17 protein-coding genes are annotated in these 17581 nt (G+C 44.1%); 7 read left to right on the forward strand and 10 right to left on the reverse strand.

Features of this window, described 5'->3' with window-relative positions:
* Positions 1-82: 82 nt before the first annotated feature.
* The 4 genes from pntB to TW84_RS17965 form a co-directional block, all read right to left on the reverse strand.
* Complete coding sequence (gene pntB, locus TW84_RS17950; protein WP_045976985.1) at positions 83-1459, reverse strand: Re/Si-specific NAD(P)(+) transhydrogenase subunit beta; 1377 nt, start codon at positions 1457-1459, stop codon at positions 83-85.
* 12 nt (positions 1460-1471) lie between these two features.
* On the reverse strand, positions 1472-3007 hold the full coding sequence (gene pntA, locus TW84_RS17955) for a Re/Si-specific NAD(P)(+) transhydrogenase subunit alpha (RefSeq protein WP_045976986.1): 1536 nt from the start codon (positions 3005-3007) through the stop codon (positions 1472-1474).
* A gap of 297 nt (positions 3008-3304) precedes the next feature.
* On the reverse strand, positions 3305-3580 hold the full coding sequence (locus tag TW84_RS17960; protein ID WP_045976987.1) for an HlyU family transcriptional regulator: 276 nt from the start codon (positions 3578-3580) through the stop codon (positions 3305-3307).
* Positions 3581-3592: 12 nt separating this feature from the next.
* On the reverse strand, positions 3593-3964 hold the full coding sequence (locus TW84_RS17965; protein WP_045976988.1) for a late competence development ComFB family protein: 372 nt from the start codon (positions 3962-3964) through the stop codon (positions 3593-3595).
* Positions 3965-4186: 222 nt separating this feature from the next.
* Here TW84_RS17965 and TW84_RS17970 point away from each other — a divergent pair, with 222 nt between their 5' ends.
* A complete protein-coding gene (locus tag TW84_RS17970; RefSeq protein WP_045976989.1) occupies positions 4187-5422 on the forward strand; it encodes a GGDEF domain-containing protein in 1236 nt (411 codons plus the stop codon).
* Between the two features lie 69 nt (positions 5423-5491).
* On the opposite strand, the gene TW84_RS17975 is transcribed toward TW84_RS17970, so the two are convergent.
* A complete protein-coding gene (locus TW84_RS17975; protein ID WP_045976990.1) occupies positions 5492-6424 on the reverse strand; it encodes a GGDEF domain-containing response regulator in 933 nt (310 codons plus the stop codon).
* 176 nt (positions 6425-6600) lie between these two features.
* Between TW84_RS17975 and TW84_RS17980 the strand changes: the two genes are divergently transcribed.
* The gene (locus TW84_RS17980) at positions 6601-7038 is read left to right on the forward strand and encodes a DUF3069 domain-containing protein (protein WP_045976991.1); all 438 of its coding nucleotides are present in this window, start codon (positions 6601-6603) and stop codon (positions 7036-7038) included.
* Positions 7039-7075: 37 nt separating this feature from the next.
* Here TW84_RS17980 and modC read toward each other — a convergent pair whose 3' ends face one another.
* From modC to TW84_RS18000, 4 genes are read right to left on the reverse strand one after another with little or no spacing between them, the layout of a single operon-like run.
* Positions 7076-8182: a molybdenum ABC transporter ATP-binding protein ModC gene (gene modC, locus TW84_RS17985; RefSeq protein ID WP_045976992.1), complete on the reverse strand. Its 1107-nt coding sequence runs from the start codon at positions 8180-8182 to the stop codon at positions 7076-7078.
* A complete protein-coding gene (modB, locus tag TW84_RS17990; RefSeq protein ID WP_045976993.1) occupies positions 8179-8871 on the reverse strand; it encodes a molybdate ABC transporter permease subunit in 693 nt (230 codons plus the stop codon). The genes modC and modB overlap by 4 nt, the downstream gene beginning before the upstream one ends.
* Positions 8872-8882: 11 nt before the next feature.
* Positions 8883-9629 (reverse strand): molybdate ABC transporter substrate-binding protein, encoded by a 747-nt coding sequence (gene modA, locus TW84_RS17995; protein WP_045976994.1) that lies wholly within the window; start codon positions 9627-9629, stop codon positions 8883-8885.
* Between the two features lie 5 nt (positions 9630-9634).
* Complete coding sequence (locus TW84_RS18000; RefSeq protein WP_045976995.1) at positions 9635-11098, reverse strand: cobyric acid synthase; 1464 nt, start codon at positions 11096-11098, stop codon at positions 9635-9637.
* A 167-nt stretch (positions 11099-11265) separates the two neighbouring features.
* Here TW84_RS18000 and TW84_RS18005 point away from each other — a divergent pair, with 167 nt between their 5' ends.
* Together TW84_RS18005 and TW84_RS18010 are read left to right on the forward strand one after the other, a co-directional pair.
* A complete protein-coding gene (locus TW84_RS18005) occupies positions 11266-11634 on the forward strand; it encodes a YgiW/YdeI family stress tolerance OB fold protein (RefSeq protein WP_045976996.1) in 369 nt (122 codons plus the stop codon).
* A 76-nt stretch (positions 11635-11710) separates the two neighbouring features.
* Positions 11711-12250 (forward strand): hypothetical protein, encoded by a 540-nt coding sequence (locus tag TW84_RS18010; RefSeq protein ID WP_420806553.1) that lies wholly within the window; start codon positions 11711-11713, stop codon positions 12248-12250.
* Between the two features lie 47 nt (positions 12251-12297).
* Here the strand turns inward: TW84_RS18010 and cra are convergent, their stop codons facing one another.
* Positions 12298-13278 carry a catabolite repressor/activator gene (cra, locus tag TW84_RS18015; RefSeq protein ID WP_045976998.1) on the reverse strand — a complete coding sequence of 327 codons (981 nt, stop codon included), beginning with the start codon at positions 13276-13278 and terminating at the stop codon, positions 12298-12300.
* A gap of 265 nt (positions 13279-13543) precedes the next feature.
* Between cra and fruB the strand changes: the two genes are divergently transcribed.
* From fruB to fruA, 3 genes are read left to right on the forward strand one after another with little or no spacing between them, the layout of a single operon-like run.
* Entirely contained in the window at positions 13544-14680 is a 1137-nt protein-coding gene (gene fruB / locus TW84_RS18020; RefSeq protein ID WP_045976999.1) for a fused PTS fructose transporter subunit IIA/HPr protein, read from the forward strand.
* 9 nt (positions 14681-14689) lie between these two features.
* Positions 14690-15640, forward strand: coding sequence for a 1-phosphofructokinase (gene pfkB, locus TW84_RS18025; RefSeq protein ID WP_045977000.1), 951 nt, complete (start codon positions 14690-14692; stop codon positions 15638-15640).
* A gap of 17 nt (positions 15641-15657) precedes the next feature.
* Positions 15658-17394: a PTS fructose transporter subunit IIBC gene (gene fruA / locus TW84_RS18030; RefSeq protein WP_045977001.1), complete on the forward strand. Its 1737-nt coding sequence runs from the start codon at positions 15658-15660 to the stop codon at positions 17392-17394.
* Positions 17395-17581: the final 187 nt, after the last annotated feature.

Raw genomic sequence — 17581 nt, forward strand, 5'->3', positions numbered from 1 at the left:
AAATGTAATATTGGTGTCAATAATGCTAGTGATAAAACAAAAGAAGCCAGCAGTTGCTGGCTTCTTAGTTAGTTATATCATGTTACAGAGCTTTGGAAATGGCGTCTACACTCTCCTTCGCATCTCCGAAAAGCATTTGCGTATTGTCTTTAAAGAACAATGGGTTTTGCACACCTGCATAGCCAGTGTTCATTGATCGTTTGAATACAACGACGTTTTTCGCATTCCAAACTTCTAGAACCGGCATGCCCGCGATTGGGCTGTTTGGGTCTTCTTGTGCTGCGGGGTTAACAGTATCATTGGCACCAATAACCAAAACGGTATCGGTTTCTTCAAAATCGTCGTTAATCTCGTCCATTTCTAGAACAATATCGTACGGCACCTTGGCCTCTGCCAGTAGTACGTTCATGTGGCCTGGCAATCGACCCGCCACAGGATGAATACCAAAGCGTACTTCTATTCCCTTAGCTCTTAACTTTTCAGTAATTTCATGCACAGGGTACTGTGCTTGTGCGACGGCCATACCGTACCCAGGAGTAATGATCACTGATTTTGAGTTCTTGAGCATTTCAGCGATTTCATCGGCTGTAGATTCGCGATGGTCTCCATACTCAACATCTGCACTCACAGAGATTTCTTGACCAAAACCACCAGCGATCACACTGACAAAAGAACGGTTCATTGCTTTACACATTATGTAGGAAAGGATAGCGCCTGAAGAACCGACCAACGCGCCAGTGACAATGAGAAGGTCATTGGCAAGCATGAAACCTGCAGCAGCTGCTGCCCAACCAGAATATGAGTTAAGCATTGATACAACAACCGGCATATCCGCACCACCAATTGACGCGACAAGATGATAGCCAAACGCAAAAGCAATCAGTGTCATCACGATAAGCGCAAACATACTGCCATCAGCATTGACGAAATGTAGCATCAACAATGTTGAAACAACCACAGCAGCGAGATTCATCTTGTGCTTGTGAGGCAGGTTTAAAGGTGAAGACGAAACAATACCACGAAGCTTACCAAATGCGACCACTGAACCGGTAAAGGTCACCGCACCAATAAAGACACCAAGGAAGACTTCCACTAAATGAATAACATGTTCAGCATGCGTCGCCGCTTCAGGAGCGTCGAGATAGCTATTGTAACCCACCAATACTGCCGCCATACCAACAAAGCTGTGCAGAATTGCAACAAGCTCTGGCATTTCCGTCATTTCCACTTTCTTGGCGTAATGGATACCGATAGTGCCACCAATAGCCATAGCGATAATGATCCAAATAAAGCCTTGTGACTCAGGGCCGAAGATCGTTGCGATCAAAGCGATCGTCATACCGGCAATGCCGTAGTAGTTACCTGATTTTGCTGATTCTTGCTTAGATAAACCAGCAAGGCTCAGAATGAAGAATAATGCAGCAACAATATAAGCTGCTTGTACTAGTCCTGCAGACATTCTCGTTACTCCTTAATCTTTACGGAACATTTCAAGCATACGTTTCGTGACGGTAAAGCCGCCAAATATGTTGATACTTGCTATCAAAACGGCAATAAATGCTAAGAAAGAGACCACGCCATTTCCCTGACCAATCTGTAACAAAGCACCGACGACAATGATGCCTGAAATCGCATTAGTCACTGACATTAAGGGAGTGTGAAGTGCATGTGTCACATTCCAGACAACGTAGTAGCCAACAACACAAGCTAAAACGAAGACTGTGAAGTGAGAGAGAAAAGCGGGAGGAGCAACAGAGGCGATCCAGGCAAAACCGCCTACACCGATTGCCAGTGCCGCAAGTTTCTTGATTGGAGAAACGGGCTGTTCCACTTTTTCTGCAACTTTGACTGGCTCGACCGGCTTTTGCTCTGGTTGAACAGACACTTTAATTGGTGGTGCAGGCCAAGTAACTTCACCTTCTTTAACAACCGTCACACCGCGTAATACGACATCTTCAAAGTCGATATCAATATTTCCGTCTTTTTCTTTACTGAGAAGTTTAAGCAGATTGACCAAGTTGGTGGCATAAAGTTGAGATGATTGAGTCGGGAGACGACCTACCATATCAGTGTAGCCAACAACTTTAACACCATTCGCGGTTGTGATGACTTTATCAGCTTGGGTGTATTCACAGTTGCCACCATTTGCGGCCGCTAAATCGACGATGACACTGCCCGCTTTCATACTATCGACCATGTCTTTTGTAATGAGCTTAGGTGCTGGTCGCCCAGGTATGAGTGCCGTGGTGATGATGATATCAACATCTTTCGCTTGTTCAGCGTACAGCTCTTCCGCTTTTTTGTTAAATTCCTCGGACATTTCTTTCGCGTAGCCATCTCCCGCGCCAGAGTCTTCTTTGAAATCAACTTCTAGGAATTCCGCTCCCATTGATTGAACTTGCTCTTTCACTTCCGGGCGAACATCAAAGGCACGCACAATGGCGCCTAAACTCCCTGCCGCGCCGATAGCTGCAAGACCAGCTACCCCAGCGCCAGCAACAAGTACTTTTGCAGGCGGTACCTTACCAGCGGCGGTTATCTGGCCTGTGAAGAATCGACCAAATTCATGAGCTGCTTCTACTACCGCACGATAACCAGCAATATTAGCCATTGAAGACAATGCATCTAACGCTTGAGCCCTTGAGATTCTTGGGACTGAATCCATCGCCATCACGTTAATCTTCTTACTCGACAGTTTTTCCATTAACTCTGGATTTTGAGCAGGCCAAATAAAGCTAACGAGTGTTGTTCCTTCTTGGATAAGGTCAATTTCTTCATCGCTTGGTGCATTGACTTTAAGAATAAGGTCTGACTGCCACACCTCTTCCGTGGTGACAATCTTTGCCCCTGATGATTCAAATGCGGGATCATCGAAACTGGCAAGTTCTCCTGCACTGGATTCGACATTCACATCGAATCCTAATTTCAACAGCTGCTCAACCGACTTGGGCGAGGCTGCCACTCGCGTTTCTCCCGCGAGTATTTCTTTTGGCACACCAATCTGCATAGTTATTCCTTGACTACTGGCTACAATGATTAATTGTTTTTATCTAACGGATTCATTAACTTCAAGCAATTTGTAACAAAAATACAAAATATCATTACATATAACCTTTGGTAATGAAGCACTTCGAGTATTACGTGATAATGAAACGACGCTTTCACTTCAAAATGAGAGATCGAACCAGTTGGCTTGAATGATTGTTAAATCAGACAAATAGAGACAAATACACATAATAAAAGAGCCATCAGCATAACGGCTAATGGCTCCCATATTTATGACGTCCGTCAACATTGCAAAAGACTAACTAAAAATAGTGTCTCCCATCTGATCAATGAACATTTGTGCTTTTTTTAACATAAACTCATTGGCGTCTGCTTGTGACGCAAGAACGTCTGAGCGTATGAATCTGTGCTCTTTGATTTGCCCTTCTAATTCTTTTGTAATTCGGCCGGCAATTCGATATTGGCCGCCTTCAGGTAGCGATTCTTGATAAATCAAGAAACCTTTGTATTCCACTGGTTCAACTATAGTTTTGGCTTTTTCAACACCACCAAACAAACGAGAAAATAGTCCCACCTAATCACTCCTTTAGGCATCTTGGTTATTTACGATCAGAGGTTTTTCAAACCATTCGAGTTCGGTATCGTCATCGAATCGCGGTTTACTGAACATGATTGGTACTTCATCTTTACGATTTCTGCGTCTATCGTCAACTATCATGGTCAGTGCTGCTTCTACCGCGGTCTCAGAATACTTCTTTAGTACGACTAACCGTTCTTCAGACAATGCAGACAAAAAGTCGATATCATGTCTAATGTATACGGGTCTTAGTTGACTTAATGCCAAACAAGCCAAATCTGCGAGTTGTTCATGATCAAACCTGTCAGTATACTGACTGTCGGCTAAAACCTGTCCTACCAGTGTTTCCATGTAGTTGTGAACATCAACACTAATTTGCATAAACCTTAACTCCTTTAAGATTCTCACTTTTCTTATGAGTATCAGTTAACTATAAAACACAATTCTGTTTTGCGGATGCTTTGCCCTCACTTTTTGGCTAATGTTCATACTAACACTCACTTTTCATTCATTAGTTTAGTAAAAAGCTTGGAAAATCATTAAATCAAAGTATTCTAAGAGTCGTATATTAAGAAGTTAATGAATAAAGCAAAGGCTAAGTAAATGTCGTTTTCTTTGGTAGCAACAAATTGGTTTCGTTTAACGTTTCCAGTACTGCTGTTAGCGATGATAGGTTTGGGTATGAATAGCGTCATTGTTCTCACTCAGGCCAATTTTAGCATTACTTCTAACCTCCCTTACTTTTTGTTCTTAAGTGTTGTTGGCCTAGGCCATGCCTTTAAACAGTCTCGGATTGCTATGGTCGCAGTCACAATGCTGATTGTATACTGGTACATACAAGAACATTTACAGAGCTCACTTTCAACCGGTTCGACTTTACTAGAGCTCTCCCTGCTCTCCTTTGTCGTCCCTATTGCATGTGCATTGGTCTATCCCTACAAGGAAAGAAGCGTATTAAGCAAATCCTTTTTGCTGTACATAGTGACACTGTCACTTATTGCGCTCTGGTGTTATCTAGTTCTCACTTATTTATATGAGGGCGGTTTCCAAAGCTTTCAAGATACCTATTTATACTCTGAACCCAGTATATCAAGGCTCCCATTGATACTGGTTTTGTACTCTTTGGGGGCAGTTCTACTGAGTGCGATTTTCGTCCTAAAATTGAACCGTATTATCGATGTTGTCGTTTATTCCGCCATCACCCTCAATGCGGCAACTTTTATTTTCTTCCACGTAAAATATGTATCCAGTACTATGTTTACCCTTTCCGGGTTTCTATTGCTAATCTACATGTTTTCAGCAAGTTACGAGCTAGCTTTCAAAGACAGGCTGACGGATATACCCGGCCGTCTAGCCTTGGAGTCTGACTTACGTCATTTAGGGAAACGTTACACCATTGCTATGCTCGATATTGATCACTTCAAATCTTTTAATGATACCTATGGTCATGAAACGGGCGATGATGTACTCAAGCTTGTTGCGAGTAGAATGAAGCAAGTGGGCGGTCGTGCTAAGGTATATCGCTATGGTGGTGAAGAATTTACCGTATTGTTTAAAAATAAAAACGTCGATGAGAGTTTGGAACACTTAGAACTCCTACGGGCTTCGATAGAAGATTATGAAATGGTAGTCAGGAATGAGAAATCTAGGCCCAAAAACGACAAAACAGGTGTCAAAAAGCGTAAAAAAGCCAGCTCGCATGATCACGTGAACGTCACAATTAGTATAGGGGTGGCAGATCATAGCGACGCAGAAAGCGTCAGCGAAGTGATGAAAAGCGCTGACGGAGCCTTATATAAAGCGAAACGTGCAGGTAGAAACCGTATAGAAGCAGCATGAATAACGATGAACAAGAGAGAAAAGGTTCAGCGATTGCTGAACCTGTTTTGTTTCTCTTGTCCCGAAGCATTATTCAATATAACTAAATCGGTTTCTTCCATCATTCTTTGACTGATACAAACCTTGATCCGCTTTAGAATACAAATCATCGGGTGTCTCTCTTCCGGTCGGTGTGATGCTGTAAACCCCTTGTGACACTGTAACCAAATCAGACACCGAGCTATGGCCGTGTCTAATTGCCAGTTTTTCTAGAGTGGAATGAATACGCATAGCGTGCTTTCGGGCGTGCTCAGCATTTGTATGCCCCAGCACAATCACGAATTCCTCCCCCCCGTAACGCCCAACAATCTCACCGCTACGTGAAAAGAGCGAGGCTAAAGCCTGAGCAATCTCGACTAAGCACTTATCACCTTCTATATGACCGTAGTTATCATTAAACAACTTGAAGTGATCGACATCGATTAAGATTATGCTCAGAGGCAAATTATGACGGCCGTGATTAGCGATCATTTCACGCAGTTTCTCATCAATGTAACGGCGGTTTTTCACCTTGGTCAGACCGTCTTCACTGGCCAGTTTTTCCAGCTCTTGATTCGCTTTTGCTAGCTCTGATGTTTTCTGATTGAGTTCACGTCGCATAAAAGCAATGCGCTGCATCGCGATGAGCTTTGAGGCGAGAACCAACTTGTCGACAGGTTTTGTCAGGTAATCATCTCCACCGGCGTCGATTGCATTAGCGATCATTGCAGGCTCATCGTGGCTACTCAAGAAAATAATCGGTATCCACTCCGTGTACATAGAGCGAATGCGTTGAGACACTTCAAAGCCATCCATCTCAGGCATTGAAATATCAAGTAATATGAGTTCAGGTTCGAAGGTTGGATACAATGCCAACGCTTGTTCCCCTGACGCTGCCATTTCGACAGTATGCCCCAGCTGTTTTAGACGTATAGCCAACTGCATGCGCTCCATTTGCACATCGTCGACCAACAGTATTTTCATCGATGATCCCGATAGTTCCAATTCTGCTACCTTTTTTGTCTGTAAACTCGCCTTAAAATCAGCTGGTTATAGAAAAGAATACTCCAAGTACATCAAATCCTCCACTAAGGTTGACATTTAATGAGGATTTTTTAGGATAACTCCGCTTTATACGTATAATTTATGAGATAGTACTAATGTCTGACGAAAATCAAACAGAACAACCCAAAGTAGATCTTTCTACGGTTTCAGCGGAACTTCGCCAAGTGATCGAATTCGACGAAGTGCCTGAGGCAATGCACTTAATGGTGACATCAATTCATGAAGTGTCTGAAGAAGCGGTTCGAGAAGCTTGGGATGAGTTACCAAAAAGTGCTCAAAATGTTCTCGATAGCTTTGAGCAGTTTCATGCTCTGATCTCGGTGAGTCAGGCGTTCGCAGGCCTTAATGTTATGGAAGAGTTCCCTACCCTTAACCTGCCTAAAGACATGACCGATGAACAGAAAGAAGAATACCGTGCGGAGCTGCTAGACCAAGTTCTTCACAACTGTGTCAAAGATATGGTGAAGCAGATTAAGAAAGCGCGTCGCGACCCCGTCCTTAAACGTGACTTCACTGACGTATTCGTCAAATAAACCACAGTGAATCAGCGCCGCAATATGCGGCGTTTTTTTAATGGCTCAATACCACATCTCTTTGGGTTACACTTACCCCTTTGATTTGTGCATAGACTTCCATCCCTTCTTGGAGTTCTAGCTCGTCCTTAGCCCAAGCGGTGATCGTCGCCCATAAATAGCAGTTTGCGCTGAGTTCTAATTTAACCGATACGCTCTGTCGATTTGTACCTTGAGAATGGCTTTGGATTTGAGCAATCTTCGCTTGGAGAATATTCCGAATTGAACTCTTTTCAGGCTTATCCAAGGCGATCGACACGTCACTCGCTCTTACCTGTAGTCTCACTTTCGCTTCTGGCGCAATTTCTAAACGCTGTACCCAAATACACACATTATCCGCCAATTTCACTTTAGACAGTGCATAGTTTGTGTTGTGGTGAACAACCGTCGCTTCAAACAACGAGCTTTGGTCCGAGAAGGATTGCCATGGCCTCATAGCTCTAGATGACCAAACATCTTCTAGGCTACCTGAAGTTACCACTTTGCCATCATCGATAACAACAATGTGGTTTGCCAAGCGTACGACCTCATTGAGACTATGCGAAACATAAATGATGGGAGTTTCAACCTCACTGGCAAGCTGCTCTAAAAATGGCAATACTTCGCGCTTGCGTGGAATATCTAGCGATGCCAGTGGCTCATCCATCAAAAGTATTTCTGGTTTAGAAAGTAGTGCTCGACCGATTGCTACGCGTTGTTTCTCTCCCCCAGAGAGCTGTATCGGGTATCGTTTAAGAAGAGGTTCTAGAGCCAGTAATTTGATTACCTTGTCAAAATGCTTTTGATCCAATTCACGCACACCATACAAAAGATTACCTTTGATCCGATAGTGCGGGAATAACCTCGATTCCTGAAAAACGTAACCTACGCGGCGTTTATGGGCAGAAACGTTTATTTTTGATTGCGAGCTATAAAGAGATTTGCCTGAAACAGTAATCTCACCTTCATCAGGTGTTCTCAAGCCTGCAATCACGTCGATAAGTGAAGTTTTACCTGCTCCGGAGCGACCAAAAATAGCGGTAATGCCTTTTTCTGGCACCGACACATCGATGTCAAACTTCTGCTCGCCTAATGTTTGCTTAAACTGAATTCGAATATCACTCATCGCTGTGTCCCCAATCTCTTCGCACAATGACGAGTCAGGACTTCTGAACCAAGTAATGAGGCTAAGGCAATGACAATGGATATGATGCATAAACGCATCGTTTCAAGCTCTGCGCCCGGAGTTTCAATGAAGGTGAACATAGCTAAAGGAATTGTCTGCGTTTCACCTGGAATATTCGACACAAAGCTGATTGTTGCTCCGAACTCCCCGAGGCTACGTGCGAATGAAAGCATCGTCCCTGTGATGATTCCTGGAATTGTCAGCGGTATTGTGATGGTAAAGAATATTTTAAGCGGAGAGGCACCAAGGGTCGCCGCTGCTTGCTCAAGTTTAGGATCCACATTCTCTAAGCTGAGGCGAATTGAGCGAACCATCAAAGGTAAAGCAACGATCACGCACGCAAGTACAGCCCCTTTCCAGCTAAAAGAGAAGATCAATCCGAAATATTCATATAACCATTGGCCAATAAAGCCTTGGCGTCCCATTGAAATGAGGAGTAAATAACCAATAACGACAGGAGGAAGTACCAAAGGAAGGTGAATTAAGCTGTCGAGCCAGCTTTTACCGACAAACTGCTTTTTAGCCAGCAGCCAACCAAATCCGATCCCGATAGGAATCAGCCAACAGATAGTATAAAACGCAACTTTCAGGCTAAGCAGTAGCGCCTGATATTCGTAATCAGAAAGCAATGAAGATAATCCTAGTTAAATCCGTTTTGTTTAAACACTGCCTGAGCTTGGGCGCTTTTTATAAAGGCAGCAAAGTCCTTGGTGGTTTGCTTGTCGTTCAGCCTTGCCATAGGGTATGTTATAGCCGTGTGGCTCGAAGCCGGAAACGTACCAATGACTTTTACTTTATCACTCACCAGCGCGTCCGTCTTATAAACAATCCCAAGTGGCGTTTCGCCACGTTCAACTAAAGTAAGTACGACTCTTACATTGTTTACGGGGGCGAGTTGCTCATTTAAGCCACTCCACAAGCCAAGCGACTCAAGGGCTTCTTTGGCATACATTCCTGCAGGCACGGCATTGGTTTGACCAATCGCTAGTCTTTGACCTGATAAGCGCTTTGACCATTGTTCTCGGCTCTCTAACTCCAGTGGCGCTGCATCGGTCTTAGGTGAGATCACGACTAACTGATTATGAGCAATATTTGTGACGGCGTCACTATTGATCGCATCTTGCTGAACTAGATAATCAGTCCATTTAGTATTGGCGGATATATAGAGATCAGCAGGTGCTCCACTCAATATTTGCCGAGCAAGGGAAGAAGAACCCGCGAATACAGGCGTTACCTTTACGCCTGTTTCTGCTTGGTATTTTTCAGATAATGTTTTAATCACATTGGTCATAGAAGACGCAGCATAAACGTTAACTGAGGCATGAACTGTCGCAGAGAAAATGAGAGTCAAAAAGGTGCAAAAGAGTCGCTGAGTAAAAAGTTTCATCAATATCAGGTATAAAGTTCCGGCCAGATTAAGTCTAGCTTCATGTGTTGTTCGACAGCATCGGCTATTCGGTTGATTGCATTTTCTTGATTCTGTTGATGGTCGATAGAAGCAATGCTTTCCGCCCCCGCCCAACGACAAATCAATGCTAACGCTTGTGGGGTATCCAAAATACCATGTAAATAAGTCCCAAAGATTTGATTACAGTCACTGATAGCACCATCTGATGAACCAGATTCTAAGGAAACTGGATAGTTGCCATTCCCTAATGTTCTACCGACATGAATTTCATACCCTTTCACTGGTGCAGTTTGATTATTCAACTCCAACACTCCGGATACGTTTGTCAGTGCTTTTTCTTTGGTTAACTCTGTGGAAACAGGTAAATAATCGAGGCCTTGTGATTTACCAGCAACGCTTTCTACGCCTAAAGGATCGTTAATATGACGTCCTAACATCTGGTACCCGCCACAAATTCCCATCACCTTCCCACCTAATCTTAAATGTCGGGCGATATCTTTATCCCAACCTTGGCTATGTAAATAGTCGAGATCGGCTCTCACAGATTTGGTGCCTGGTAGAATTATCAAATCTGCTTTATCAAGCTTTTCACCTTTACCTACATAGCGAAAGTTAATGTCTGGATTTTGCCTTAGCACATCAAAATCGGTGTGATTGCTGATTCGGGTGAGTACGGGGACGACGACGTTTAGCTTCGCTGACTCACCAGTATTTTGTTGATTATTGATGGCATCCTCTGCTTCAAGGTCAAAGCCGTGAAGATAAGGCAACACCCCCAAAACTGGTTTACCTGTTCTTTCTTCAAGCCAATCCAACCCCGATTGAAGTAATGAAATATCACCGCGGAACCGGTTGATAACAAATCCCACGACTCGCTCTTGCTCTGATTTGGTCAAAAGGTCCAGTGTACCGACTAGATGAGCAAACACACCTCCTCGGTCAATATCAGCGATTATAATAACGGGTACATCAGCCTCTTCAGCAAATCCCATATTGGCAATGTCATTCTCGCGTAAGTTAATTTCCGCTGGACTACCGGCTCCCTCGATCATGACAGATTCAAATTGCTCTTGGAGTATTGAAAAGGACTCAAGCACTGTAGGTAAAGCGATTTGCTTGTAGTTTTGATATCCCACCGCTTCCATGTTACTGAGAGCTTTGCCTTGCAGGATTACCTGAGCCCCAGTATCCGAATTGGGTTTAAGTAGGACTGGATTCATATGTACCGTAGTTTCAACATTCGCGGCACTGGCTTGTACTGCTTGAGCACGACCAATTTCACCGCCATCTAATGTGACCGCACTGTTGAGCGCCATATTTTGGGGCTTGAAAGGTGCAACTCTGACTCCTTTTCTGGCCAATACACGGCATAACGCTGCCACTAATACACTTTTTCCGGCATCTGATGTCGTGCCCTGAACCATCAATGCTTGTAATGCTGGTTGCATAATCTATTAATTTTTCGAGTCTTTTTACTGAGTATTGTCTAATCATAGCCTCTTTCGTTTAGTTGACTCAATAATGAATCGAACATGAATGTTCTCCTCAGAGGTTATTCAAAATAGCAATGGTGTAATAGCACCATCAACAACGCACTATCTTAAAAGGAAACAACATGAAAAAAGTGATTTTGACGACCGCGGCAGCCCTAGTTCTTTTGCCGACTCTAGTACTTGCAAAAGAAGACCACTCAACGTCAGGGATTCAATTTAATGGTCCTGTTGACCTGACTACCGTCGACACTCTACTTGCGGATAGCAACATGTTTACTGAAAAAAACGTCGTAATCGACGGAAACATTGTTCGTCAAATTAAAGGCGATACGTTCGTATTCTCTGACGGGAAAAGCGAAATTCAAATTGAAATCGACAACAAGGTTCATTTAAACCAAGCGATTGATGCTACGACCAACCTACGTATTTTCGGTGAGTTTGAAGGCGGAAATACTCCAGAAATTGAAGTTGATCGTATTCAACTACTTTAAAGATAAAGTAATTTTACTCCCACTGCGCTAATATCTGGCTTGCTTATTGCAAGCCTTTTTTATAGTCAAAAACTTGATGCTAGTCGGAGTACTACCCTTGAAAAAGATCATCCTAACCAGTGCGCTAATTTGTGCTGGTTTCGCTGGCGCGGCAAATGCGAACAACTTTAATTATAATTTCTTTGAAGTGCGTACAGCGGTGAACCCTGAAATGAGCGGCGTTGAATTCAGCACACTCTTCACTGATAACTCTCATTTTATTCTGAGAGCAGATACGCAGTTTGACAAAGACTACGATTTGGCAGGCGGTATCGGGTTCAATGGACCAATGAGTCAGTTTGCTGACGTCTATGGTCAATTACTTGTCCACCAGACCAAATATACCAAAGAAGCTGGTGGCGAGTCTGATACTGTGGCTGAAGTAAACATAGGTGTACGTATGTGGCTCGCTGATCAGATTGAAGCGACGGGTAGAATTGGCCGTAATGACGACAGTTCAGTCTTTCACGCGGGTGTACGTTTTCACTCAACCGATCAGTTGTCTCTTTCTGCAGAAACTCGCAACAATGGTTTGTATGGCCCACAAGTGACGATGTCTGTTCGTTTCCAATACTGATTAGACGCGCAAAAAAGAACCCGGCCATTTGAAATGCCGGGCTCTTTTTATTGTCTTACTATGATTTTTCTTGGCACCAGCTCTACACCTGGTTGATATCGCTTAGCCGTTGCATTTAATGCCAACGCAAGTGCGCTATCTGCTATCAGTTCAAATTGTTGAGGTAATGAGTTGATTTTGACTGGTAAGAAGTCCAGCAGGCGATTGTCACCAAAGGTGGATAACTTAACTTGATCCATTACTTCAGGCTTATCCAATAAAACGTCAAGTACACCCTCTAACAAGGTGTATGATGTCGTAATGATTGCTTGAGGCAGATCTCCTTCAGCAATCCAGCCTTCCAACACTTTGCGGCCATCTTCTCTATTAAAGTGTTCGCCATAACCCACTACCGTTTCTAAGTCGCCTTTCTGGGCAACTGAACGAAAGCCAAGCTCACGCTCTCGTGAAATGTTCAGCTCAGGCAGTGCGCCGATTAGTCCAATCTTAGTTACATTGTCACTTGTTATGGACGACGTTAGCTCAAATGCCGCGCCAAAATCTTCACTAATGACACAGGAAAAATGTTCATCATCGAGAGGTCGGTCTATCGCAATGACGGGAGTTCCATTGTTCTGTAGCTCGCGATAAAAGTCGCTAGCTTCTGGGATTGCACTGGCAACAAATAACGCATCTACCTTGCGGCTGATTAAGGCTTCAACCACATTTTTTTCAGTATCAGGCTCATCGTCGGAACAGGCGATTAATATTTGATATCCTGCTGCACGAGAGTTTTGTTCAAGCAGTTTCGCCAAACGAGCATAACTGGTGTTTTCCAAATCAGGGATGACCAAACCAAATGAACGGCTTTGCCCGGCCCTCAAAGTGCTTGCAGCAAGATCAGGACGGTAATTATGCTCATCCACAACTTCCATCACCTTCTTCTGTGTTTTCTCACTGATTCTGTACTTTTGCGCCTTGCCGTTGATGACATAACTGGCCGTCGTTTTGGATACTCCAGCCAGTTTGGCTATTTCATCTAGTGTCATATGAACCTACATATTCTGTGCATTGGATCAAAAATCCCAAATCATGATCCTGACAATATTTGCATTATAAACTGAAACGATTCAGCATAAAAGCTGAAAGGATTCAGCAAAATTGAAAATTTGATAACGATTCGAATTTTGAATAACACAGCAAATGAAAATCTATTGTTTTTTAGTTTGCTGAATTTTTTTAATAATTTGCTGAAACGATTCAGCTTTGCATTAACTGCTACTGAATTGGATAAATAAACGAATTGAGGCGCTTATGCTCAAGCTAACAACAAAAGATATTTCGCTGCAGCAATCTTTCTCTGATAAGAAAAGTGCAATTAAATTTCTTGCTGAAGCCCTGACGAGTAAGGGTTTGGTCGAGAATGGCTACGTCGAGGGTATGCTGAACCGAGAAAACCAAAACTCTACTTTCTTAGGTAACGGTATTGCTATCCCTCACGGTACTACCGATACCCGTGCATTGGTTAAAACAACGGGAGTGTCTATTGCCCACTTTCCTGAAGGTGTTGATTGGGGTGATGGCAACACTGCTTACGTTGCGATTGGAATCGCCGCCAAATCTGATGAGCACTTGGGGATATTGAAACAACTCACAAAAATACTATCTGCAGATGGCATTGAAGCTAAGTTTAGACAAGCAAAAACTGAAGATGAAATCATTGCGCTTCTTAATGGTGAAACACAATTAGAGATCGACTTTGATCCATCTCTCATTCAACTCAACTTCCCTGCCAGCGACATGGTTCAAATATCTGCGGTTGCCGGCGGATTGCTAAAGAATACAGGTTGTGTCGGGAGTGAGTTTGTGGCGAGCTTGGTCACGACTCCCCCAACCCACCTTGGAAAGGGTTTATGGCTTGTCAGCTCCAACCGCGCCGTGCGCCGTAACGGCCTAGCTTTCGTATCAACGGCTAACCACTGCGAATATCAAGGTAGGAGTGTCAAAGCCTTGCTCGCGTTCTCAGCTTGCAACAACAGCCATACACCTCAATTAGAGATCATTAGCCAAATGGTATTCGAAGGAAAGCAAAGCCTTTTGACGGAAGCCACTACAGACCAGCTGATTGCTTTGTTCAAAACGGGGGAAATGGCAACTAAAGCGTCAACAGATAAAGGAAATAGTGCGATTTTTGTGATTAGAAATGCGCATGGGTTACATGCAAGGCCTGGCGCAATGCTTGTTGCTGAAGCCAAAAAATTCGAATCGACCATCAAAGTTGCCAACCTTGATGGTGATGGTTCTACGGTTAACGCTAAAAGCTTGATGAAGGTGATTGCTTTAGGTGTCAAAAAGGGTCATCAACTTCAGTTTACTGCGGATGGTGCAGATGCACAGCAAGCTCTTGCGTCTATTGGTGCAGCCATCGAAGCTGGTCTGGGTGAGAACTAAGGAATCATTATGACGAACAAAGTCGTTACCATCACGCTGAATCCGGCACTTGACCTTACAGGCAGTTTATCAACTCTTAAGCAGGGTTCCGTTAGCTTAGTTAATCACAGTTCACTCCACGCAGCAGGCAAAGGTGTAAACGTTGCTAGAGTGCTATCCGATTTAGGTGCAGAAGTTACAGTGACTGGCTTTCTTGGTAAAGATAATCAGGAAATGTTCTGTCAGCTGTTTGAAGAGATGGGCGCTGATGACCAGTTCCTTCGGGTCGGTGGTGCTACACGTATCAACGTGAAACTTGTCGAAGAGAATGGCAGCGTAAGTGACATCAATTTTCCAGGGATCAGCATCGACGAAGTGGCACTGAGTCAATTTGAGGACAAACTAGAAGAACTTGCTGAGAACCACGACTACTTTGTGTTGGCAGGTAGTCTGCCAAAAGGCGTCACTCCACAGCGTTGCGCTTCATGGGTTTCTTTCCTTGAGCAAAAAGGCAAAAAAGTCTTGTTTGATTCGAGCCGAGAGGCACTAAAAGCTGGTATTGAATCCGCCCCTTGGTTGATTAAGCCTAATGATGAAGAGCTTTCTGACTATGCTGGAAAAACACTAATTTCTGCCCGTGAGTGCCGGCGAGTAGCTGAAGACTTGAGCCAGCGTGGAATAGAAAACGTAGTCGTTTCCATGGGGGCTGAAGGCGTAATGTGGTTAAACCAGAATCAATGGATTCAAGCTCAGCCGCCGAGAATGGACGTCGTCAGTACCGTGGGTGCAGGCGATACGCTGGTCGCCGGTTTATGCTGGGGCCACATGAAATCGATGACGAAAACTGAAATCTTGTCTTTCGCTACGGCACTATCAGCCTTGGCTGTCAGCCAAGTCGGCGTTGGCGTCCAAGATATTAAACAAGTACATACCCTACAAGAACAAATCAAAATCAACCTGCTCTCTGATCAGAAAGCTTAAGGACAAAGGTCGAGATTATGAATATTGCGATTATTACAGCTTGCCCTAGCGGGGTTGCAAACAGCATCATCGCTTCCGGGCTTTTAGAAAAAGCCGCTAATCAACTCAAGTTCAGCGCCAAAATAGAATGCCAGTCCAGCGTATTAGCTGGTTACATACTATCTGCGGAAGATATTGCTAAAGCAGATGTAGTGGTCATTGCAACCAATACTCCTGTCGACACGTCGCGTTTTGTTGGTAAAAAGGTGTATCAAGCCTCTATCAGTGAAGTCACCGAAAACCCGGCGGACTTTCTTCAACACGCGGTTAGCAATGCAACCGAGTTAAATGTTGAGAGTGTTCAGTCTGTAGCATCGTCTACGAACGTTTCCGCTAAGAAGATTGTCGCTATTACTGCCTGCCCTACAGGCGTGGCTCACACCTTCATGGCTGCCGAAGCACTAGAAGATGAAGCTAAACGTCAGGGCCACCAAATCAAAGTCGAAACTCGCGGCTCAGTAGGTGCGAAAAACCAACTGACTGAGGCTGACATTTCTGACGCTGATCTGGTTATCATTGCTGCGGATATTGAAGTGCCACTTGATCGCTTCAATGGTAAACCTATGTACCGCACTAAGACGGGGCCAGCACTTAAAAAGACTGAGCAAGAGCTAAATAAAGCCTTCTCTGAAGCCACTATTTACCAGCATACAGGTTCTGGCGAGTCTGCGACTGTTGAAGAGAAAAAAGGTGTCTATAAGCATCTGATGACAGGTGTTTCGCATATGTTGCCTGTCGTTGTTGCTGGCGGTTTGATCATCGCGCTTTCATTCGTATTTGGTATTGAAGCATTTAAAGAAGAAGGTACGCTTGCGTCGGCCCTGATGACTATAGGTGGTGGTTCAGCCTTTGCTTTAATGATCCCTGTTCTTGCAGGTTTTATCGCATTTTCTATCGCAGACCGACCTGGTTTAGCGCCAGGTCTTATTGGAGGTATGTTAGCCAGTTCGACTGGTGCTGGCTTCCTTGGTGGTATTGCTGCAGGTTTCATCGCTGGTTACTCGGCGAGGTTGATAGCGGATAAAGTTCGGCTGCCTCAATCAATGGACGCATTAAAGCCGATTCTGATCATACCGTTTATTGCGAGTCTCTTTACTGGTCTGGTGATGATTTACATCGTGGGTGGTCCAGTTTCTGGTGTTATGGCCGCAATGACTGATTTCCTCAACACTATGGGCTCTACAAACGCGGTTCTATTGGGTGTTATTCTAGGCGCGATGATGTGTTTTGACCTTGGTGGACCTGTCAACAAGGCTGCTTACACATTTGGTGTTGGCCTACTCGCTTCTCAGACATATGCTCCGATGGCCGCAATTATGGCAGCGGGCATGGTTCCGGCTCTTGGCATGGGGCTAGCGACGTTTATCGCCAGAGACAAGTTTGAACCCAGTGAACGAGAAGCCGGTAAAGCCTCTTTCGTGCTAGGATTATGTTTCATTTCAGAGGGCGCGATTCCATTTGCAGCTAAAGATCCTATGCGTGTTATTCCAGCATGCATGGCAGGTGGTGCATTGACCGGTGCCCTATCGATGCTGTTTGGTGCAAAGTTAATGGCTCCCCATGGCGGATTGTTTGTCCTTTTGATTCCTAATGCCATTTCTCCCGTTCTAATGTACCTTGCCGCGATTGCCGCAGGTACAGTATTGACTGGATTTGGCTATGCCTTTTTGAAAAATCGCAACGGCGAAAACAAGACAGAAGCAGTGACGGCTTAAGTAAAACGCTTTTAGCCCTTCGACTAGACCCTAATCTATGAGTAGGGTTTTTAGGTTTTACCTGTTAGATACTTATACTGTGAAAATGCATCACATTGCTGAGCGTCTGAATCAATATCATAGGATATTCAACACTGCTCACAGTAAAGTTGATTAAAGACCATATAATTATTCATAGTATTGTTAG

This window comes from Vibrio neptunius (assembly GCF_000967495.1).
Lineage (GTDB): Bacteria > Pseudomonadota > Gammaproteobacteria > Enterobacterales > Vibrionaceae > Vibrio > Vibrio neptunius.